At 69.2% G+C, this 20,499-nt stretch carries 17 protein-coding genes; 11 read left to right on the top strand and 6 right to left on the bottom strand.

Annotated elements, in window-relative coordinates; translation table 11 throughout:
- Positions 1 to 50: 50 nt before the first annotated feature.
- From QN350_RS12825 to QN350_RS12810, 4 genes are all read left to right on the top strand, one after another.
- Positions 51 to 1,073 carry an iron-siderophore ABC transporter substrate-binding protein gene (locus tag QN350_RS12825; protein ID WP_322137796.1) on the top strand — a complete coding sequence of 341 codons (1,023 nt, stop codon included), beginning with the start codon at positions 51 to 53 and terminating at the stop codon, positions 1,071 to 1,073.
- Positions 1,074 to 1,363: 290 nt separating this feature from the next.
- The gene (locus tag QN350_RS12820) at positions 1,364 to 2,260 is read left to right on the top strand and encodes an ABC transporter substrate-binding protein (protein WP_322137795.1); all 897 of its coding nucleotides are present in this window, start codon (positions 1,364 to 1,366) and stop codon (positions 2,258 to 2,260) included.
- A 3-nt stretch (positions 2,261 to 2,263) separates the two neighbouring features.
- A complete protein-coding gene (locus QN350_RS12815; RefSeq protein ID WP_322137794.1) occupies positions 2,264 to 3,292 on the top strand; it encodes an amino acid ABC transporter permease in 1,029 nt (342 codons plus the stop codon).
- Positions 3,293 to 3,342: 50 nt separating this feature from the next.
- Positions 3,343 to 4,095 (top strand): amino acid ABC transporter ATP-binding protein, encoded by a 753-nt coding sequence (locus QN350_RS12810; protein ID WP_322140338.1) that lies wholly within the window; start codon positions 3,343 to 3,345, stop codon positions 4,093 to 4,095.
- A 29-nt stretch (positions 4,096 to 4,124) separates the two neighbouring features.
- On the opposite strand, the gene hrpA is transcribed toward QN350_RS12810, so the two are convergent.
- On the bottom strand, positions 4,125 to 8,066 hold the full coding sequence (gene hrpA, locus QN350_RS12805) for an ATP-dependent RNA helicase HrpA (RefSeq protein ID WP_416173003.1): 3,942 nt from the start codon (positions 8,064 to 8,066) through the stop codon (positions 4,125 to 4,127).
- A gap of 86 nt (positions 8,067 to 8,152) precedes the next feature.
- Between hrpA and QN350_RS12800 the strand changes: the two genes are divergently transcribed.
- From QN350_RS12800 to QN350_RS12790, 3 genes are read left to right on the top strand one after another with little or no spacing between them, the layout of a single operon-like run.
- Positions 8,153 to 8,908: a helix-turn-helix transcriptional regulator gene (locus tag QN350_RS12800; RefSeq protein ID WP_322137792.1), complete on the top strand. Its 756-nt coding sequence runs from the start codon at positions 8,153 to 8,155 to the stop codon at positions 8,906 to 8,908.
- Between the two features lie 24 nt (positions 8,909 to 8,932).
- A complete protein-coding gene (locus QN350_RS12795; protein ID WP_322137791.1) occupies positions 8,933 to 9,256 on the top strand; it encodes a DUF2249 domain-containing protein in 324 nt (107 codons plus the stop codon).
- A 48-nt stretch (positions 9,257 to 9,304) separates the two neighbouring features.
- Positions 9,305 to 10,138: an aldo/keto reductase gene (locus QN350_RS12790; RefSeq protein ID WP_281535665.1), complete on the top strand. Its 834-nt coding sequence runs from the start codon at positions 9,305 to 9,307 to the stop codon at positions 10,136 to 10,138.
- A 7-nt stretch (positions 10,139 to 10,145) separates the two neighbouring features.
- Here the strand turns inward: QN350_RS12790 and QN350_RS12785 are convergent, their stop codons facing one another.
- The 3 genes from QN350_RS12785 to QN350_RS12775 are packed head-to-tail and all read right to left on the bottom strand — an operon-like array spanning position 10,146 to position 13,785.
- Positions 10,146 to 11,639, bottom strand: a complete 1,494-nt coding sequence (locus QN350_RS12785; RefSeq protein ID WP_322137790.1) for an aldehyde dehydrogenase family protein — start codon at positions 11,637 to 11,639, stop codon at positions 10,146 to 10,148.
- 49 nt (positions 11,640 to 11,688) lie between these two features.
- Positions 11,689 to 12,672, bottom strand: coding sequence for a PDR/VanB family oxidoreductase (locus tag QN350_RS12780; RefSeq protein ID WP_322137789.1), 984 nt, complete (start codon positions 12,670 to 12,672; stop codon positions 11,689 to 11,691).
- A gap of 15 nt (positions 12,673 to 12,687) precedes the next feature.
- Complete coding sequence (locus tag QN350_RS12775) at positions 12,688 to 13,785, bottom strand: aromatic ring-hydroxylating dioxygenase subunit alpha (protein WP_322137788.1); 1,098 nt, start codon at positions 13,783 to 13,785, stop codon at positions 12,688 to 12,690.
- A gap of 118 nt (positions 13,786 to 13,903) precedes the next feature.
- Here QN350_RS12775 and QN350_RS12770 point away from each other — a divergent pair, with 118 nt between their 5' ends.
- Positions 13,904 to 14,566 carry a PadR family transcriptional regulator gene (locus tag QN350_RS12770; protein ID WP_322137787.1) on the top strand — a complete coding sequence of 221 codons (663 nt, stop codon included), beginning with the start codon at positions 13,904 to 13,906 and terminating at the stop codon, positions 14,564 to 14,566.
- Positions 14,563 to 15,243, top strand: coding sequence for a nicotinamide riboside transporter PnuC (pnuC, locus tag QN350_RS12765; protein WP_322137786.1), 681 nt, complete (start codon positions 14,563 to 14,565; stop codon positions 15,241 to 15,243). Before QN350_RS12770 ends, pnuC begins: the two co-directional genes overlap by 4 nt.
- A 115-nt stretch (positions 15,244 to 15,358) precedes the next feature.
- Here pnuC and QN350_RS12760 read toward each other — a convergent pair whose 3' ends face one another.
- Together QN350_RS12760 and QN350_RS12755 are read right to left on the bottom strand one after the other, a co-directional pair.
- Positions 15,359 to 16,438, bottom strand: a complete 1,080-nt coding sequence (locus tag QN350_RS12760; protein ID WP_322137785.1) for a hypothetical protein — start codon at positions 16,436 to 16,438, stop codon at positions 15,359 to 15,361.
- Positions 16,439 to 16,588: 150 nt separating this feature from the next.
- On the bottom strand, positions 16,589 to 17,542 hold the full coding sequence (locus QN350_RS12755) for a hypothetical protein (protein ID WP_322137784.1): 954 nt from the start codon (positions 17,540 to 17,542) through the stop codon (positions 16,589 to 16,591).
- A gap of 105 nt (positions 17,543 to 17,647) precedes the next feature.
- Between QN350_RS12755 and QN350_RS12750 the strand changes: the two genes are divergently transcribed.
- Together QN350_RS12750 and QN350_RS12745 are read left to right on the top strand one after the other, a co-directional pair.
- Positions 17,648 to 19,906, top strand: a complete 2,259-nt coding sequence (locus tag QN350_RS12750) for a thioredoxin domain-containing protein (protein WP_322137783.1) — start codon at positions 17,648 to 17,650, stop codon at positions 19,904 to 19,906.
- A 48-nt stretch (positions 19,907 to 19,954) separates the two neighbouring features.
- Complete coding sequence (locus QN350_RS12745; protein ID WP_281536093.1) at positions 19,955 to 20,383, top strand: DUF1761 domain-containing protein; 429 nt, start codon at positions 19,955 to 19,957, stop codon at positions 20,381 to 20,383.
- Positions 20,384 to 20,499 lie beyond the last annotated feature (116 nt).

Below are 20,499 nucleotides of genomic sequence, written 5' to 3'. Positions count from 1 at the left end.
GAACCGCGTCACACAGCACCTCATCGACAACTGAGAAACCGGAGTTTCCCGTGCACCGTCCCCCCATCCGCGCGCTCGTCGCCGTGGCCGCCCTCGTCGCCCTGACCCTGACCGGCTGTTCCGCGCCCGCGCCCCAGGCGACGGATGCCGCGGCGGGCGACTCCGCCGCCGCATCGTTCCCCGTCACGATCGAGAACGCCTTCGGGTCCACCGTGATCCCGAAGCAACCGACCCGGGTCGTGACCTGGGGCTGGGGGAGTGCGGACGATGCGATCGCCCTCGGCGTCATTCCCGTCGCGATGCCGTTCCAGGCCTACGCGGGTGACAAGCAGGGGGTGCTGCCCTGGATCTCCGAAGCGCTCACGAAGACCGGAACGCCCACGCCGACCGTGCTGCCGGACTCCACTGAGCCGCCGTACGAGGACATCGCCAAGGCCGCACCCGACGTGATCCTCGCCGCGTATTCCGGCATCACCGCCGAGCAGTACGCGCTGCTCAGCAAGATCGCCCCCGTGGTCGGCTACCCCGACCAGCCCTGGGCGACCGATTGGCGCGAGCTCATCACGATCACCGGAACCGCGCTCGGCAAGACCGCCGAAGCGACCACCCTTCTCGCAGACATCGACGGGAAGATCGCCGCGGCCGCGGCTGCCCACCCCGAGTTCACGGGAAAGTCGATCGCCCTCACGAGTGACAGCGGCGGAACGTTCTACGTCTACAAGAAGGAAGACCCCCGGGTCGCCTTCACCCTCGACCTCGGCTTCGTGAACGCACCCGCCGTCGACGCCCTCGCGACCGACGAGGCGAGCTTCTACTACACGCTCAGCCACGAACAGCTCGACAAGCTCACGAGCGACGTGCTCGTGAACTTCGGGACGACGCAGGAGGAATCGGATGCGTTCCTCTCCGCCGGCTATGCCCGGGCCATGCCGCAGGTGCAGCGCGGCTCTGTCGCGTCCCCGGTCGGCGCGGCATTCATCTCGTCCGTCTCCCCGCCGACGGGCCTCTCGCTGACCTGGGGCCTCGACGATTACGTGACCATGCTCTCGACCGCGGCCAAGGCCGTCGAATAACGTCCGTCGCCCCGCTGAGTTGCGGCCCCTCGTCGACACGGCGAGGGGCCGCAACTCGGTGCTGGGTCCGTCAGCGAGGGCGCGATCGCGCCCGGCGAAATCTGCCCGAAACACGCCAACGGCCATACTTGATTGAGACACGTCCCCCTCACGCTCGCTTTAGCTAGTCCAAAACGTGACCTGCGCACAGAATCCGCGTGGGCATCCTGTTATATGCTCACCTCTGTCGCTCACCGTTTACGGACTCAATGACGAACCCCTGACACCGACAAACAAAGAAGGTTCCGCATATGCGCGCTCGATACCTACTCCCCGCCGTCGCCGCCGCGGCCGCACTGATGCTCACCGGCTGCGTCGACAACTCGACGCCTACCACCGGCTCGACCAGCAGCGCCTCGGCCGCAGCGATCACCAAGGACGACGCGGCCGCCGCACTCGTTCCCGCCAAGATCGCCTCCTCCGGCAAGCTCATCGTCGGCAGCGACCCGACATACGCCCCGAACGAGTTCAAGGACGAAGCAGGCAAGCCGATCGGCTGGGGAATCGAGATTGCGAGCGCGATCGCGACCAAGCTCGGGCTGACGGCCGAATTCCAGGTCGCCAAGTTCGACAACATCATCCCCTCCGTCGCCGGCGGCAAGGCCGACATGGGCGAGTCCTCGTTCACGGACACCGCCGAGCGCGAGAAGCAGGTCGACTTCGTCAACTACTACACCGCCGGCATCCAGTGGGCCTCGGCCAAGGACAAGACCGTCGACCCGGACAACGCCTGCGGCATGAAGGTCGCCGTGCAGGCTACGACGTATGAAGACACCGACGAGGTTCCCGCCAAGAGCGACGCGTGTGTCGCGGCGGGCAAGCCGGCGATCGACAAACTCAAGTTCGACACCCAGGATGCCGCTACAAACGCGGTCGTGCTCGGCCAGGCCGACGCGCTCAGCGCCGACTCTCCCGTCACCCTCTACGCGATCGCCCAGACCAAGGGCAAGCTGCAGCTCGCGGGCAAGACCTTCGACGTCGCACCGTACGGCATGGTCGTCGCCAAGGGCTCCGACCTCGGCAAGGCCGTCCAGGCCGCGCTGCAGTCCATGGTCGATGACGGCAGCTACAAGGCCATCCTCGACACGTGGGGAGTCGCCGACGGCGGCATCGACAAGATCACGATCAACGCAGCCGCGAACGGCTAGCCGATGAGCACGCCGAATCTGAACGGCCGGGGGGCGCGGCTCGCCTCGTCCCCGGCCGATCCGGCCGCCCCGGTTCCGATCAAGGCCATCCGGCTGCGTCACCCGTGGCGGATGGTCTTCGCGATCATCCTGATCGTGGTGTTCGCCCTCGCCATCGTGGACGCGGCCTTCCGCCCCGCGTACGACTGGCCCACGGTCGCGAAGTACCTCTTCGACCGGCGCATCTCCCAGGCCGCGCTCGTGACCCTCGAACTCACCGTCTACTCGATGGTGATCGCGATCGTCCTCGGCGTGATCCTCGCGGTGATGCGGCTGTCGCCCAACCCGGTCGTGAAGAGCCTCGCGTGGTTCTATCTCTGGGTCTTCCGCGGCACTCCGGTCTACGTGCAGCTGACCATCTGGGGCCTGATCTCGCTGATCTACTCGAGCATCGACATCGGGATCCCGTTCATGCACCCGTGGGTGTCGTTCGAGACGAACGCCGCGCTCAGCACATTCGCCCTCGCGGTCATCGGCCTCTCGCTCAACGAAGCCGCGTACATGGCCGAGATCGTCCGCGCCGGACTCCTCGCCGTCGACCGCGGCCAGGAAGAGGCCGCGACGGCGCTCGGCATGAGCTGGTCGCAGACGATGACCCGGGTCATCCTGCCGCAGTCGATGCGGGTGATCATCCCGCCGACCGGCAACGAGGTCATCTCGATGCTCAAGACGACCTCGCTCGTCACGGCGGTGCCGTTCAGCTTCGACCTGTTCGCCCGCTCCCGGGACATCTCCGCCGAGACCTTCAATCCGATCCCGCTGCTCATCGTCGCGTCGATCTGGTACCTGTTCTTCACCTCGATCCTGATGGTGGGCCAGTACTTCCTCGAGAAGCGATTCGCCCGCGGCATCGGTGACCGTCAGCCGGACAAGAAGGGCGGCGGTTCCAACCCCGACCCGACCACGGGTGTCACGATCGTGCCCGGCTCCGAGCAGGCGCCGGCGACCCGCACGACCCGAGAACCCGGAACCGGCCAGGGAGGCCCCTCGTGAGCGACATGACCACGCCGGGCGCGGCATCCGCTGACCGCGGTTACGTGCCCATGGTGCTCGCCGAACAGGTCTCGAAGAGCTTCGGCTCGCACGAGGTGCTCAAGAGCATCTCCCTCGAGGTCAAACGCGGCGAGGTGATGTGCCTCGTCGGGCCGAGCGGGTCGGGCAAGTCCACGTTCCTGCGCTGCATCAACCACCTCGAGGTGCTCTCCGCCGGGCGGCTGAGTGTCGACGGCGAGCTGATCGGCTACCGCGAGACCAACGGCAAGCTCTACGAGATGGCGCCCAAGGAAGCGGCGAAGCAGCGCAGGGACATCGGCATGGTGTTCCAGCGCTTCAACCTGTTCCCGCACATGACCGCGCTTCAGAACGTGATGGAGGCCCCGCAGCGGGTCAAGGGACTACCCAAGGCGCAGGCCGAGCGCACCGCGCGCGACCTGCTCGCCCGGGTGGGACTCGCCGAACGCGCGGACTATTACCCCGCGCACCTGTCCGGCGGCCAGCAGCAGCGGGTCGCGATCGCCCGTGCCCTTGCGATGGAGCCCAAGCTGATGCTCTTCGACGAGCCCACGAGCGCGCTCGACCCCGAACTCGTCGGAGAAGTGCTCGACGTGATGAAGGGCCTCGCCAAGGAGGGCATGACCATGATCGTGGTCACCCACGAGATGGGCTTCGCCCGCGAGGTCGGGGACTCGCTCGTGTTCATGGACGGCGGCGTCGTCGTCGAGTCCGGAGACCCCGAGCTCGTGCTCAGCAACCCGCAGCACCGCCGCACCCAGGCATTCCTGTCGAAGGTGCTGTAACCACCAGCTGACCCCGGCGGATGTCGGGGTCAGCTGGTCAGGACCTTGTGGATCCGCTGCAGCGACACCGACTCCGCGGCCTTGAGCTCCTGCGCGAACAGGCTGATCCGCAGTTCCTCGATCATCCAGCGTGCGCGCACGAGGTTCGCCGCCATGCCGGGGGCCAGCGGAATCCGGCCGCCTGCTGCTTCGTAGCGGGCCGTAGCCGACTGGCTTTCGTTCATCCAGACCCGGTCGCGGCTGGGGTTGTCGCCGAGTTTCACGATCCGTGAGCTGATGCCGCCGAGGTAGCGGGGCAGGTGGCGCAACTGGGCGAGGCCCGTCGCACTCACGAAGCCGGGGTAGATCAGCCCGGCCAGTTGGGCGCGGGCATCCGTCAGCGCGGGCAGCAACGCCATGCTCGTCGAGGCCTTGAGCGCCTTGTCGGCCGCGCGCGACGCCGTGAGGATGCGGGCGACGAGCCCGACGGCCTCGAACATCGAGTCCATCAGCACCCCGGAGACCCGGTCCCGGATCGTGTCGAACTCGGCCTTCATGAAGACCTGCCCGGTCGGGTTCACCCGGAACAGCACCTCGTCGACGCACGCCGCGAGGCAGTCGTCGAACAGCGCCTGGGTGGTGCGGTACGGGCTCGTCGCGAGGCTGAGCTTCTCCGCCCCGGTCAGGTGCTGCTGTACATAGGCGACCGGCGACGGGGTGGCGAGCAGCAACAGCCGGCGCACTCCGCCGGGGAGCGTGCTCGCCTGCTCTGCGGCCGTGCTCATCATCCGGATCGCGACCGAGCTGCCCTCGTCGACGAGAGTCGGGTAGCCGCGAATGGTGTTGTCGCCCTGCTTGGTGTCGATGAACCGGGGAAGTTCGGCGAAATCCCAGGTCGTGAGCCCGCCGCGCTCGATCGCGTTGACGGGCGTGGCAGCGGATGCCGCGGCGACGCTCTCGCGGGCCCGGGAGCCGAGCCTGCGCTGCAGCTCGCCGAGGTCCTTGCCGGAGGCCATCGCCTGGCCGCGGTCGTCGACCACGCGGAACGTCATGCGGAGGTGGGCGGGGATCCGCGCGATCTCGAAGTCGCCCGCGTTCACCGGCACATAGGTGAGCCGCTGGATCAGGCCGGCGAGGATCTCGGTGAACGGGGTGGCCTCGGGTTCGAAGCCCGCGCCGGAGCCGGCGCCGAAGCCCGAGCCGAGTCGGGCGCCGATGCTCGTGCCGGCTGCGCCGGCGGTGTCGCTCGTGGTTCGGGCCTCTCCCGGCGCCGGCGGCAGCTCGGTGAGCAGCCGGGCCGCCCAGTCGGCAGCGGGCACGACGTTGCGGCGGATGCTCTTGGGCAGTGACTTGATCAGCGCGGTCACGAGGTCCGCGCGCAGGCCGGGCACCTGCCAGTCGAAGCCGGAGGGAGACAACCGGGCCAGGAGGGCGAGCGGGATCAGCACGGCGACACCATCGTCATCCGCCCCGGGCTCGAAGCGGTAACTCAGGTGGAAACGCTGGTCGCCCTGGTGCCAGGTCGGCGGGAACACGGCCTCGTCGATCTCCGGGGTGGCCTCATCGGGAACGAGCGCCTCCGCGGTCATCGTCAGCAGGTCGGGGGTCTCGGCGCGCGCCTTCCGCCACCAGGTCTCGAAGGTGCGGGTCGAGCAGACCTCGGCAGGGATGCGCCGCTGGTAGAACTCGAAGACGGCCTCGTCGTCGAAGAGGATGTCACGGCGCCGGGTGCGCTCCTCGAGCTCGGCGAGTTCCTTCCGCAGCTTCGTGTTGGCGCGGTCGAATGCGGTGACGCGCTGGTCGACGCGGTCGAGGTCCCACTCCCCGTCGACGAGGGCGTGCCGGATGAAGAGTTCGCGCGCGTAGGCCGGGTCGACCCGGGAGAACTGGATGCGGCGGCGCGGCACGATCGGCACCCCGTAGAGGGTGACCCGCTCGTAGGCGACGACGGAGCCTTGCTTCTTCTCCCAGTGCGGCTCGGAGAAGCTGCGCTTGCAGAGGTCGCCGGCGAGGGGTTCGGCCCAGGCCGGGTCGACGACGGCGTTCATCCGGGCGAAGAGCCGGCTGGTCTCCACGAGTTCCGCGCTCATCACGGCGTTCGGCTGTTTCTTGGCGAGCGACGAACCGGGGAAGATCACGAAGCGCTGCTGGCGGGCGCCGATGTAGTCCTTCTTGGCGACGTCCTTGAGGCCGATGTGCGAGAGCAGCCCGGCGAGCAGGGAGCGGTGGATGCCGTCGGGGTTCACGGCCGGGTCGCCGATGTGCAGGCCGAGTGGCTTGGCGAGCTGGCGGAGCTGCTTGTAGACGTCCTGCCACTCGCGCACCCGCAGGTAGTTCAGGAACTCGTTCTTGCAGAGCCGGCGGAAGGCGCTCGAGCCGAGTTCCTTCTGCTTCGTCTCGAGGTAGTTCCACAGGTTCAGCAGGCCGAGGAAGTCGCTCGTCGGGTCCGCGAACCGCGCGTGCTGCTGGTCGGCCTGCGCGCGCCGCTCGAGCGGCCGCTCCCGCGGGTCCTGGATGGTGAGGCCGGCGACGATCGCCATCACCTCGCGGCTGGTGCCCTGGGTCTTCGACTCGATGACCATCCGCCCGAACCGGGGATCGATCGGCAGCTTCGCGAGCTGCTGGCCGATCCGGGTGAGCTTGGACACCACGCCGCTCGCGTTGCTCACCCCACTGCCCGGCGCAACAGCGCCGAGCTCGGCGAGCAGGTCGAGGCCGTCCTTGATGCCGCGGGAATCGGGCGGGGTGAGGAACGGGAACGCGGCGATGTCGCCGAGGCCGAGGGAGATCATCTGCAGGATCACGGCGGCGAGGTTGGTGCGCAGCACCTCGGGCTCGGTGAACTCCGGGCGGCGACCGAAGTCCTCCTCCGAGTACAGCCGGATCGCGATGCCGTCGCTCGTGCGCCCGCTGCGGCCGGAGCGCTGGTTCGCGGAGGCCTGGCTGATCGCCTCGATCGGCAGCCGCTGCACCTTCGAGCGCACGCTGTACCGGCTGATCCTCGCGGTGCCGGCGTCGATGACATAGCGGATGCCCGGAACGGTCAGGCTCGTCTCGGCCACGTTCGTCGCGAGCACGATCCGGCGCCGCACCCCAGCGACCGTCGAGGGCTGGAAGACCTTGTGCTGGTCGGCGGACGAGAGCCGGCCATAGAGGGGCAGGACCTCGGTCGGGCTCGTGCGGTCGCCGCTCGCGAACTTGCCCTGCAGGGCATCCGCTGCGTCGCGGATCTCGGTCTCGCCGCTCAGGAAGACGAGCACGTCGCCGTTCGACTCCCGCTCGAGCTCGTCGAGCGCCGCCGAGATCCCCTCGATGTAGTCGCGGTCGACGGGCGGCGTCGCCGAGGCCTGGTCTTCGTCGTCGTCATCGGCCATCGCCTCGGCGACGAGCGGGCGGTAGCGGATCTCGACCGGGTAGGTGCGGCCGGAGACCTCGATGATCGGGGCGGGGGTGCCGTCGGCGGCCGCGAAGTGCTCGGCGAAACTCTGCGGGTCGATCGTCGCGGAGGTGATGATGACCTTGAGGTCGGGGCGCTGCGGCAGCAGTTGGCGCAGGTAGCCGAGCAGGAAGTCGATGTTGAGGCTGCGCTCGTGGGCCTCGTCGATGATGATCGTGTCGTACTTGCGCAGCATCCGGTCGCGGTGCATCTCGTTGAGCAGGATGCCGTCGGTCATGAGCTTGATCTTGGTTTCCGGACCGACCTGGTCGGTGAAGCGCACCTGGTAACCGACGACCTGGCCGACCTCCTGGCCGAGCTCCTCGGCGATGCGCTCGGCGATCGTGCGGGCGGCAAGCCTGCGCGGCTGGGTGTGGCCGATGCTCGTGCGCCCGAGTTCGAGGCAGATCTTGGGGATCTGAGTGGTCTTGCCGGAGCCGGTCGCGCCGGCGATGATGACGACCTGGTTGTCGCGGATGGCGCGCGCGATATCCTCACGGCGTTGGCTGACGGGGAGTTCGGGCGGGAAGGTGATGACAAGGGGAATCATGAGCATTCCATCGTAAGACTTCCGGGTGACCGGTGCGCGCGGGCGGGTCCTCCCGGCCTGGCGCTTTAACCGGAGACTGTTACGCTCAAACTATGGTAAACGGACAGGGACTCGGCGACCGGCACGCGGCCCTCGCCTCGGATGCGCGCCGCCGGGTGCTGGAGTTGATCGCGGGTGCCCGCGAGCCCGTCGACGCCGCCGCCGTCGCCGCGAACATCGGCCTGCACGTGACGACCGCGCGCTTCCATCTCGACCAGCTCGAGGGTGCCGGGCTGATCCGCCGTGCCGTCGACCGAACCGGGATCCGCGGGCGTCCGCGCATCCTCTTCACCGTGAATCCCGCGGTGCGCGAAGACGGCGTGCAGCGGCTGCTCAGCCATGCCCTCGTCGGCGCCCTCGCCGAGGACGACGACGGCGGCCGGGCACGGGCGATCCGCGCCGGCGAGCGCTGGTCGGCCGCCTTCGACCTCGAGGCGCGCGAGAGCGAACCCGGTACCGGTGCGGCGGGGGGAGCGAGCGACGTCGGGCCGCTCGTGCACATCCTCGACGGCCTCGGCTTCGACCCGGTCACGCAATCGCCTGAGGCGTCACCCGACCAGCCGGCGCCGTCGAGCGAGACGAATGCCCGCGACGGAATGGTCGTCGAGCTCCGGGCCTGCCCCTTCCTCGACGAAGCCAGGCACACGCCCGCTGTGGTGTGCTCGCTGCACCTCGGCCTGATCCGGGGCATCGCCCGCTCCGGCGGGCACGACCCGGACGACGTCGAGCTGCGCCCCTTCGTCCGCCCCGAGCTGTGCGAGGTGCGCCTCCGCGGCGACTGGGCGCCCGTCGACCCGCTCGCTAATTAAAGCGGAATATATTAGGTTTAAATCATGGTTGACATGATCCCACTTCTTCCCGCATCCGCACCCCGGCCCGCGGCCCACGACGAGCCCGCCGGCCACACCTGCACCTGCGGGGCGGCCGAGGCCGCGGGGTACCCCGAACTGGACGCCCGGCAGCTGCCGCACGTGATCCGGCACGCCGCGATCTTCGGCGCGCTGGACGCTGTCCTCCCCGGCGGCGGCCTGGTCCTCGTCGCTCCCCACGACCCGTTGCCCCTCCTCGCCCAGCTCGAAGAGCGCCACCCGGGCCGGTTCACGGTGAGCTACCTCTCCCGCGAGCCCGAGGCGTGGAAGCTCCAGCTCACCCGCTGAAGTACCGCAGGTCAGGTTCCGTCCGGTTCCGGCGTTTAGGGTGGGCCCATGACGACTTCTGTGCCCACCCTGACCCTCAACGACGGCCACACCATTCCTCAACTCGGCTTCGGCGTGTTCAAGGTCGATCCGGACGAAACGACCCGCATCGTCTCCGACGCCCTCGAGGTCGGCTACCGCCACCTCGACACGGCCGCGATCTACGGGAACGAAGCCGGAGTCGGGGCCGCGATCGCGGCATCCGCCGTGCCTCGCTCCGAGCTCTTCGTCACGACGAAGCTGTGGAACAGCGAACAGGGCACCCAGAGTGCCTTCGACGCGTTCGAGGCCAGCCTCGAGAAGCTCGGCCTCGACTACGTCGACCTCTACCTGATCCACTGGCCGACGCCGGCGAAGGACCGCTACGTCGAGAGCTGGAAGGCGCTCGAGCAGATCCGCGCCTCCGGCCGGGCGCGCTCGATCGGCGTCTCGAACTTCCTCGTGCCGCACCTCGAACGCCTCCTCGCCGAGACGGATGTCGTTCCGGCGGTCAACCAGATCGAACTGCACCCCGCGCACCAGCAGTCCGAGGTCGCCGCGTTCGCGCGCGACCACGGGATTCAGATCGAGGCATGGGGTCCCCTCGGCCAGGGCAAATACCCGCTCCTGGCGGAGCCCGTCGTCGTCGTCGCGGCCGAGGCGCACGGCAAGAGTCCGGCCCAGGTCGTCATCCGCTGGCACCTGCAGACCGGCAACATCCTGTTCCCGAAGTCGAACCGGCGCGCGCGGATGATCGAGAACCTCGACGTCTTCGACTTCGAGCTCAGCCACACCGAACTCGCCACGATCTCCGCGCTCGAGCGCTCCGGCCGGGTCGGCTCGCACCCCAACGACGTGAACTAGGCTCCGCTCAGAACGGGTAGCTGCCCGGCGTGCGGCGCAGCGTTATCCAGCGCGTCTCCGTGAAGGCGTCGATGTTGGCCTCCGCACCGCCCTGCCGCGAACCCGTGCCGGACGAGCCGACTCCGCCGAACGGTGTGTTCGCCTCGTCGTTGACCGTCTGGTCGTTGATGTGCACGATGCCGGACGGGATCCGCTGGGCCAGTTCGAGGCCACGCATGGCGTCTGCGGTCACGATGCCGAGCGAGAGCCCGTATTCGGTCGCCGAAGCGATGCTCACGGCCTCGTCCTCAGTGCTGAACCGCACCACGGATGCGACCGGGCCGAACACCTCCTCGCAGAAGGCGGGGGCATCCAGCGGCGAGTCCGCCAGCACGGTGGGCCGGTAGAACAGCCCGTCGTAGCTGCCGCCGGCCCTCAGCTTGGCGCCGGAATCGATCGAGCTCGTGACCAGGCGGTGGATGCGGTCGCGCTGGTTCTCGTCGATGATCGGGCCGAGGTGCACGTGCTCGGTGGCGGGGTTGCCCACGGCAAGGGAGTCAGCCTTCGCGGCGAGCTTCTCGACGTACTCGTCGAAGATGCTCTCGTGCACGATGTGCCGCCCGACCGTCATGCAGATCTGGCCCTGATGCAGGAACGATCCCCAGGCCGCGAGGTTGACGGCCTTGTCGACGTCCGCGTCGGCGAGTACGACGAACGCGGAATTTCCTCCCAGTTCGAGGTGTGCGCGCTTGAGATGCTTTCCCGCGAGCTCGCCGACGGCGCGACCGGCCCTGGTCGACCCCGTGAACGCGATCACCCGCACGTTCGGGTCGGTGACGATGGCCTCGCCGACATCGGCGCCGCCGGTCACCAGCTGCAGGAGTCCGGCGGGCAGGCCGGCCTCCTCGAAGATGCGCACCATCATCACGCCGCCGGTCACGGCGGTGCGCGGGTCCGGCTTGAGCACGACCGCATTGCCCAGCGCGAGCGCCGGCGCCACCGCGCGGATGCCGAGGATGATCGGCACGTTGAACGGCGAAACGACGCCGACGACGCCGACGGGCACCCTCTGGGCGATCGAGATCCTCGGCTCCTCGCTCGAGAGCACGTGTCCGAGCGGATGCGACGGCAACGACGCCGCCTCGTAGCATTCCTGCGCGCCGACGTGGAGGGCGAAGCCGGCAAGCCCGGGAACCGCGCCGACCTCCCGCACGTTCCAGTCCCTGATCTCGTCGGCGTGTTCCTCCAGGAGCGCGGCGGCCCGGCGCAGCACGGCGGCGCGCACCGGGTGCGCGGTCGCGGCCCAGGCCTTCTGCGCCACGGCCGCGCCCGCGGCGGCCCTGGCCACGTCGGCGGGGGTGGCGATCCCGATCCGGCCGATCTCGTCGCCGGTCGCCGGCTCAATAACCGGGAGGTCGCCGCCTGACCCGGCGACCCATTCACCGTTGATGTAGATCTTCCCCGCCCACGCCTCGGAGTCGAGGAACGGGGTCGTCGCGGTCTCATTCACGGTGAGTGTCATGGGCGGTTCTCCTTCATGGTGATTGCGGTTGGGTTGGGGGTGCGGAGGATCAGGAAATGTCGATTGTGACGATGGCGGTGCCGCCGGGCGGGGCGACGGCCCGGGACACGCAGCAGCACATCGCGCCGCGGGAGTCCTTTTGGCGCTCGCTGTAGAAGACGTCGCGGTGGTCGATGTCTCCATCGAGGTCGAGCACGCGCACTTCGCAGAGTCCGCACTCACCCTTGCGGCAGTCGAACATCAGGTCCACTTCAGCGGCCTCGAGCGCCTCGAGCATGGTCTCGGTCGCCCGGACAGTGACCTCGGCGCCGATCCGCGGGATGCGCACGACGAAGTCCTCGGGGGCGAACCAGCCGCTGTTTCCGAAGGTCTCGAACCGGAGGTCGGGGTAGGGAAGCTCGCGTTCGATCCAGGACCGGCGCACGGCATCCATCAGCCTGATCGGACCGCACAGGTAGAGTTCGGTGCCCGGTTCGACCCCGCCGACGAGCTCGGTGACGTCGAGCGGGTTGCCTTCGTCGGTGATGTGGAGTCTCAGTCGGTCGCCGTGCGCGTTCTGCAATTGTTCGAGGTAGGCCAGCGCCATCCGGCTGCGCCCGGCGTAGACGAGGGTGTAGTCGGCGCCGACCGACCGGAGCACGCTCGCCATGCCCATGACCGCCGTGATGCCGATGCCGCCGGCCAGCAGCACGTAGTGGGCGGCTCCGACGCGGAGGGGGAAGTCGACGATCGGCTGGGTGATCTCGATGGTGTCGCCGGGCCGGAGTGCGTGCATCGCGCGCGCGCCGCCGCGGGACCGCGGCGAGTCGAGCACGCTGATCGCCAGGGTCCGGCCGTCGGGGCCGTCGTCGACGACGGAATATGACCGGCGGTCTGGAACCCCGCCGATCGGCACGCGCACGTCGATGTGCGCGCCGGCGTCGACCCTGGCCGGGTGGTCGGGCGCGAGCACGATCCGGCGGATGTCGTCGGTGAGGGCGGTCGAGTCGACGACCGTGGCGTGCTGCCAGACCGCCGCGTGGGACGTTGCCATCGTCGTTTCCGTCGCTCAGCCGGCAGCGACTGGCGCGACGGGGGCGGGAAGGCGTCCCTCCGCCGCGAGCTGACGTTCGATCAGCCGCCGCACCCACATCCCGCCCGCGTCGATGTTCAGGCTGTAGAACTCGTAGTCGGGATTGGCGTCGATCGCGGCCTGCTGGGCGACGAGCATGTCCTCGTCCTCCCTGAAGACGCCGGAGACCCCATCGCGCAGTTGGGTGGTGATCACCTGGCTTTCGAGCCGATAGTTGCGCATGAACGCCCAGAAGTAGAGGGAGGAACGGTCGGTGACGGGCGAGATCGTGTTCATCACATAGCCGTTGACGCCCTGGCTTCGATCGCCCTGAGGCGCCCCGGTGCCGGCCCGTGCGACACCGACGTCGATGTTGATCGTGGTCGGCGATTCGAAGTGGATGATCTGCCAGCGGTCGACCTTCCCCTCGAAGTCGGGAAACTTGTCGCGCATGTTCTTCAGCCAGAACGGGGGAGCGTCGATTCCGAGCATCCAGCGTTCCACGGTGACGGTCCGTTCGTCATGGTGCACCGTGAACTCGGATTCGCTCAGCGCCTCCTGGCCGATCGACGAACTGTGCACGAATTCCTCGTGGGTCAGGTCCATCAGATTGTCGAGCACCAGCTGGTAGTTACAGTCCACCGAGATCGTCAGGCCGTCTCCGGCCCACTCCGGGTCATCCATCTGGTGCATGTCGGGCACGAGCTTCGGGTCGGCCAGGGCTGCGTCGCCGAGCCACACCCAGACGTAGCGGTACCGTTCCACGACGGGGAAGGACGCGACCGTGGCGCTCGGGTTGATGGTCTCCTGCGCCGGCATCGAGACGCAGCGGCCCGCCGAATTGTAGAGGATGCCGTGGTACGGGCAGCGGATGCCGTCCCGGCCCTCCAGCTTGCCCATCGAGAGTGGCGCCAGCCGGTGCCAGCACGCGTCGGCGAGGGCGACGGCGTCACCGTCCTCGGTGCGGTACAGCGCGAGCGGACGGTTCGCGACGGTTCGCGCGAGCGGCTTGCGATTGACCTCATAGTCCCAGGCCGCGACGTACCAGGCGTTGAGCGGGTGGCCGAGGACCTTGTCGACGGTCGTTTCCTTCATCGGGACTCCTTCGTCCGGACATCATGCACCTGGTATCGCATCGCAATGTCAATGGAGGGCAACAATACCTATGTCGATAGTGAAACCACAAGACCCTTTCAGGGACCAGAATCAAACCATGAGCCTGCGCTACGCCCTCCTCGCGCTCCTGACGGCGCAGCCCATGACAGGCTACGATCTCGCCAAGTCCTTCCACAGCTCGGTCGGGCATGTCTGGAGCGCCCCGGACTCGCAGATCTACCCGGAACTGCGCCGGATGGAAACCGGGGGACTGATCGAGGCGACGGCAGTGGCCCGAAGTACCCAGGCGACCCAGGCGACGAAGCGGATCTACCACATCACCGCACTGGGTGAGCAGGCGTTCCGTGCGTGGATGGCCGAACCTGTCGAGTACCTGCGGGAGCGAGACCCGGCGCACCTGCGTGCGGCGTACTTCGAGTGGGCCGACCCCGACTCGGTCCGGGAACAGCTCCGGGCGCACGTGCGGCACTGGGCCGGGTTGCGCGAGCAGTGGCAGGGCCAGTTCGCCGCGATCCGGGACCGCACGCATCCGATCTTCGTCCAGAGACTGTTGATCAGCCCGGAGTCCGAGCGGCCGCGCATCGCGGCGTACAAGCTCTTCGCCTACGAGGGGCTCATCGCCCGGGCCGAGCAGGAAATCGGGTGGGCCGAGCGCGGGCTGCGCCTGGCCGACGAGCTTGATCCGAAGCCGCCCGAAGGCGTTCGCGGTAAGTTGGGAGAAGGCGGAGGGACCAGCCCCGGCGAGGAAGTTGACCTGTGAATCCGATTGAGTGGCTGTTCGACGCGCAACTTCACATCGGCACCCAGACGATCCTGTGGCGGGAGATCATCGGCAACCTGTTCGGCATCCTGAGCGCGGTCGGCGGCATGCGCCGCAAGATCTGGGCCTGGCCGATCGGCATCGCCGGCAACGCCCTGCTCTTCACCGTGTTCATGGGCGTCCTGTTCGCCACCCCGAACCCGGTGAACCTGCTCGGCCAGGCCGGCCGGCAGGTGATGTTCATCATCGTGTCGATCTACGGGTGGATCCAGTGGTCGCGGAGCCGCAACTCCACCGTGCACGCCGCGGTCGTGCCGCACTGGGCGAGCAACCGCACCCGGATCCTGCTCGGCCTCGGCCTGGTCGCAGGCACCCTCGTACTCACCCCGATCTTCCGCGCCCTGGGGTCCTTCGAGCCGGTCTGGGCAGATGCCTGGATCTTCACCGGCTCCCTGCTCGCGACCTATGGCATGGCCAAGGGCTGGACGGAGTTCTGGCTGATCTGGGTTGCGGTCGACATCGTCGGCGTGCCGCTCCTGGTCAGCGCCGGCTACTACGCCTCGGCGATCCTGTACGTGTTCTACGGGGCGTTCACGATCACGGGCTTCTTCATCTGGATGCGGGTGCAACGGCGGCGTAGGGACTTCGTCGAGAGGGAACTCACCGGCACGGTCTGATTCGCCCGAGTCACGCGCCGCGCGCCGTCGACCACGGTCGGGTGTCGCCGGTTCCGCCCAGACGACCCGGTACACCGGCGACACTCGGCCGATGCGGCGACACTCGGCTTCCGGGCTACCCGTCTGCGCTGCGGTGCGGGCCGCTCGATGAGCTCATTCCGTCTGCGGTCCAATCGAAGGTGACGTCGATCAGCTGGCCGTATGTGACCGATGCGGCGAGGGGGTCTGCGCTGTCGAGCGCGCCCATGACCGTGGCGTTGAGGTGTAACCCGCTCCCGGCGAGTTCGTCGGGCGTGGTGCACGCGCTCGTGCCGGTGAGGTCGGCGTTGCGGAGGATCAGGCAGTATTGGTCGTCCCGGAGCCGTGCCGCGAAGACGCTGTACGGCAGTCCCGTTTCGAGGACCGGTCCGAAAAGGCTGTGCACCGAGGTGTACTCGCCGCCGAGGGCGGGCGTGGTGTCGTCGGGCACGAATTCGGGCTGGTCGAAGACCCCGAGCAGGTTTCCGGCGGATGCGGTGGGCCCGGCCGTCTCGGAGGCTCCCGCCGTCGGGGTACTGCCTCCCGAGGCATCCATTGCGTCGGCCAGACCGCTCGCCTGCAGAGCGAGCAGTGCGAGCACCCCGGCTGCCGCGCCCGCCGCAAGGAGCAGCGCGGTCCCACGCGGTCCCCGGAGTCGTTGCGGAGCCGGGCTCTCCGGGCCGGCGTCGATCTCGATTGCCGTCGCGTCGCCGGCCCCCGTCCCCGCGAGAGCGGAAAAAGTGCCCCTATCGGGCACCGATAAGGGCCCTTTCTCCGCTCTCGCGGAAGGACAGGGACCGGTTTCGGCGGCAGTGATGGGCGCGGGGTACTGCTCGAGGAGCTCGTCGAGGTCGGCGGCGTCCTGCTCGAGCGCGAGCTGCAGGGCCGAGAGCCGCTGTTCGTCCCCGGGGGCGGACTCGGCCGAGCGGGCACGGGAGTACACGGCCGCCTGCAGTGTCGGAAGCTCGGCGGCGGGATCCAGTCGGCCGGCCGGCGTCTCTGTGAGCGGATGCGCGCGCCACCAGAGGGCGTCGAGCACGTCGTGGCGACCCGGGTAGGCGCCCCGCAGGATTTCGTGGAGCGCTGCATCCGTGCGGGCAGCCTCGTACAGGTTCGCAGCGTGCTGCTGCTGTTGGGACCGCGGCTGATCGGACTCTGCGCTGCTCTCGAATACCATTTCCGGCCCCCCGACGGTTGTGACACTCACCCTAGCGAGTGCGCCGCCGGGAAACTGTTGCCGGCGAGGACAACTGTGGCCGGGGGACTGGCCACACCTGTCCGGACCGGGCACAGGTGCTGCCGGCCAGGAAGCCAGGAGACCGGGAGATCATTCGGTGGGATGGAGGGCGGTCTCGCTCGACACGACGCCGTCGGTGCTGACCCGGATCGTGACGTCCGCGAGGGCGCCGGCCGGTTCGAGGGAATCCTTGCCGAGGGTGAAGGGATTGACCGGCACGGTCGCCGTGAGCGCTAGGCCGCGGCGGGCGAGTTCGGCGAGGCCGACGCATGCGCTCGCGCCCTGCTGGCCCTGCGTGCGCAGAATGACGCAATAGAGCTCGTCGCCGCGCCGCGCGATGTACACGAAGGAGCTGGTCTCGCGCTCGACGAACATTGCGTGGATCGAATCCCGCCGGAATTCCGGACCGAGGTCGATCGTGGTCTGGTCGGGGATCGGCGGCTGGTCGAAGAGCGCGAGCAACCCGGGCGAAGCGGATGCCGCCGGCTCGGTACCCGGGGCGCTCGCCGGGCCGCCGTGGGGCAGCAGGGCCGAGGTCATGGCGACGGCGATCCCGCCGACGAGGACCCCGGCCACGACGAGGAGCGCGCTGCGGCGCCGGGTCCGGCTGCGGAGGGCGCGAGGGGATCGTCCGGTCGCGTCGGCGGCGCCCGAACTGCCGGGAAGGCCCGGCGCGGGCGGTGTGCCGGGAGCCGGGCGGGGGAGAGCGCCGCCGGAGCGGACGGCGTCGCGGAACAGCACCAGCACCGCGTCGAGGTCGGTCTCGTCCTGCCGCAGCTGGGTCGTGAGTTCATGGAGCCGGCGCTCGCTCGCCACGGCAGAGCCGGTCGGGCCCGGGCGTGCGTAGACCGCCGCCTGTAACCGGGGCAGCTCGGCGGCGGGATCCGGTCGACCGCCCGGGGTCGACGCGAGCGGGTGGGCCCGCCACCACAGGGCGTCGAGCACGTCGTGCCTGCCCCGGTAGGCCGCGCGGAGAGCAGAGGCGAGGGCGGCATCCGCTGAGGCCTCGGCGTGCAGCCGAAGGGCCACCGACTCCGATGTCATCCCGCAACTCCCAGCTTCCAACCGTCGAGGTGTGTCCACTGTAACCAGTCGGGCGCGGCGCCACCGCCTCAGTTCACGGTTGCGGGGTCAGGGCACAATGGGAGCATGCCGAATCGTCTCGCCGATGCGATCAGCCCATACCTCCGCTCACACGCCGACAACCCGGTCGACTGGCACGGCTGGGGCGAAGAGGCCTTCGCCGAGGCCAGGGCACGCGACCTGCCGCTGCTCGTGTCGATCGGATATTCGACCTGTCACTGGTGTCACGTGATGGCGCGGGAGAGTTTCAGCGACCCCGACCTCGCCGCCTACCTCAACGCGCACTTCGTGAGCATCAAGGTCGACCGGGAGGAACACCCAGAGGTCGACGCGACCTATCTCGCCGCGGCAAGCGCCTTCGTCGACGGGCTCGGCTGGCCGCTCAATGTCTTCGTCACCCCCGAGGGGCGCGCCTTCTATGCGGGCACCTACTTTCCGCCGATCGCCGTTCCCGGTCGTCCGGCGTTCCGCCAGGTCCTGGAAGCCGTCACGGATGCCTGGACCGCCCGCCGCGCCGAGGTCACCGAGACCGGTGCTCTCGTCGCAGACGCCCTCGCCGCGGCCGCCCGGCAGCAGGAGGTCGCCGATGCCGCCGTCGCCGACGCTGCGGTCGACGGTGTCGAGGGTGATGGTGATGGTGATGGCCTGCGGAGCCTGCTGCCGCAGGGCGGCGTGCTGGACGGCATCGTCGCGGGCCTCGCCGCGACGGAGGACACCCGCCACGGGGGATTCGGCGGCGCGCCGAAATTTCCCGTCGCCCCGGCCCTGGGGTTCCTGCTCGACCGGCCGGCCGGCCGCGACCTCGCCCTGCGCACCCTCAAGCGGATGGGCGCCTCCCCGCTGCGGGACTCCGTGGAGGGTGGATTCTTCCGCTACGCCGTCAACGGGGACTGGAGCGAGCCGCACTTCGAGCGCATGCTCTACGACAACGCCCAGCTCCTCGAGGTCTACACCCAGGCCTGGAAGCTGACCGGCGAGCAGTGGGCGCGCACGGTCGCCGAGGGCGTCGCCGGCTTCCTCCTTTCCGTGATGCAACTGCCCGACGGCGGCTTCGCGAGCGCCCAGGATTCCGAGAGCACGGTCGCCGGACGCCGCGTCGAGGGCGGCTACTACGCCCTCGACATCGACGCCCGGCGCACGCAGCCCCGCCCCGCCCTTGACGAGAAGGTGCTCACCGGCTGGAACGGCCTGGCGATCGCCGCGCTCGCCCGGGCCGGTTTCGCCTTCGACGAGCCCCGGTACACGGATGCCGCGGCCCGCGCCGCCGACTACCTGCTGTCGCGGCATCTCACCGTGCCACCCGCCGGTGACCCGCCGGCGCTCGTGCGCGCCTCTATCGCCGGCCGGATCTCGACGGCGCGGGCGACCTTGGAGGACTTCGGGATGTTTGCACGGGGACTCCTCGAACTGGCACTCGTGACGGGCGAGGAACGCTACGCGTCCGCGGCGCGCCTGCTGGTGGACAGCACGCTAGCGCCGACCACTGACACGGTGGAGACCACGGAAACGGTGACGACGGGCACGGCGACGACAGGCATCGCCGTGCCCGACACGGCGGCGACGACAGACCCGGCCGCGACCCGGTTCCGGGTCCCGGCCGGGTCCGATCCCGTGCTGGTCGGCCAGGGACTCGCCCTCGAGGTCGATCCTTCCGAGGGTGCGTACCCCTCCGGACGGTCGGCCGCCGCGGGCGCCGCGCAGCTGCTGTACCTGCTGACCGAATCGGAGAAGTACCGGGACGCGGCCGTCACGGCGGTCGTTCCGTTCGTCGCCCGCGCCGCCGAACGGCCGCTCGCCTTCGGTGCCGTGCTTCAGCTCTGCTCTGCACTGCCCGCTCCCGTGGAGCAGCTCGTGATCGTGTCGCCAGACAGCGGGCCTGTGGCAACGTCGCCAGACGAGGGTGCACTCGACGAGCGCAGACCGCCCGGTGAACTGCTCGGCGAGCTCGCCGATCTCGGCGGGCCGGATCACGTCGGTCAGCTGGGCGGCCTGGGCGGCGCCGTCGACCCCGACGAACCCGGTGAGCCCGACTTCTCCACCGCGCCGTCCTTCTTCGATGTACCCGCTGCCGTGAGCGTGACGGCACTCGTCGACCGTGCGAGGCAGCGGTCGCACGGGGTCGTGGCATCCGTCACGGCGAACCAGGCCCGGGCGCTCGCCGCAGCCGGATTCGACCTCTTCGCCGGCCGCGCGCCACTCCGCGAGCTGCCGACCGCCTACCTCTGCCAGGACTTCGTCTGCCGCGTGCCGGTGACCGACCCCGCGGAGCTAACGATCGGGGAGACATCCGCCGAGATCGCTCCGGACGGCCTCGCTTCGCCCTAACATCGAGGCATCCCTCCGCCAGCGGCGGAATCAGCGAGAGGATCCCTCATGGTTCCCGAGATCAACATCTGGGCCGTACTGCTCGCCACCGCCTCGAGCATGGCCGTCGGGTCGGTCTGGTATTCGCGCCGGGTCTTCGGCGCCTACTGGATGCGCACGGTCGGCCATGACGAGGAAAGCATGCGAGCGAACGCGGTCGCGCCCATCGTCATCACCGTGCTCGTCAGTTTCGTGACCGCGTGGGTGCTCGCCGGCGCGATCGCCATCACGCAGAACTTCTACGGCGGCAGTTTCCTCGCCAACGCGCTGCTGACCGCGCTGATCCTCTGGGCCGGCTTCACCGCCGCCCGGATGATCACCCACGACGTCTTCGACCGGCGCCCCGCCGGGCTCACGGTGCTCAACCTCGCGCACGAGCTCGTCACCCTCGTTTTGATGGCCCTCATCATCGGCCTGATCGGCATCAGCGCCCGCTGACGCGCCTCCGGGAGTCGCCTCCGAGTGTCGCCTCCGAATGGTTGCGCGCCACAACCGCCGTTTCGCGCCAGGCGTGCCTGGCTGTCTCTTATACACATCTCCGAGCCCACGCGACA

Source organism: Cryobacterium sp. 10I5, from assembly GCF_035019865.1.
Taxonomy (GTDB): domain Bacteria; phylum Actinomycetota; class Actinomycetes; order Actinomycetales; family Microbacteriaceae; genus Cryobacterium; species Cryobacterium breve_A.
Note: the sequence above shows the minus strand (reverse complement) of the source record. Positions and strands in the feature narration are given on the sequence as shown.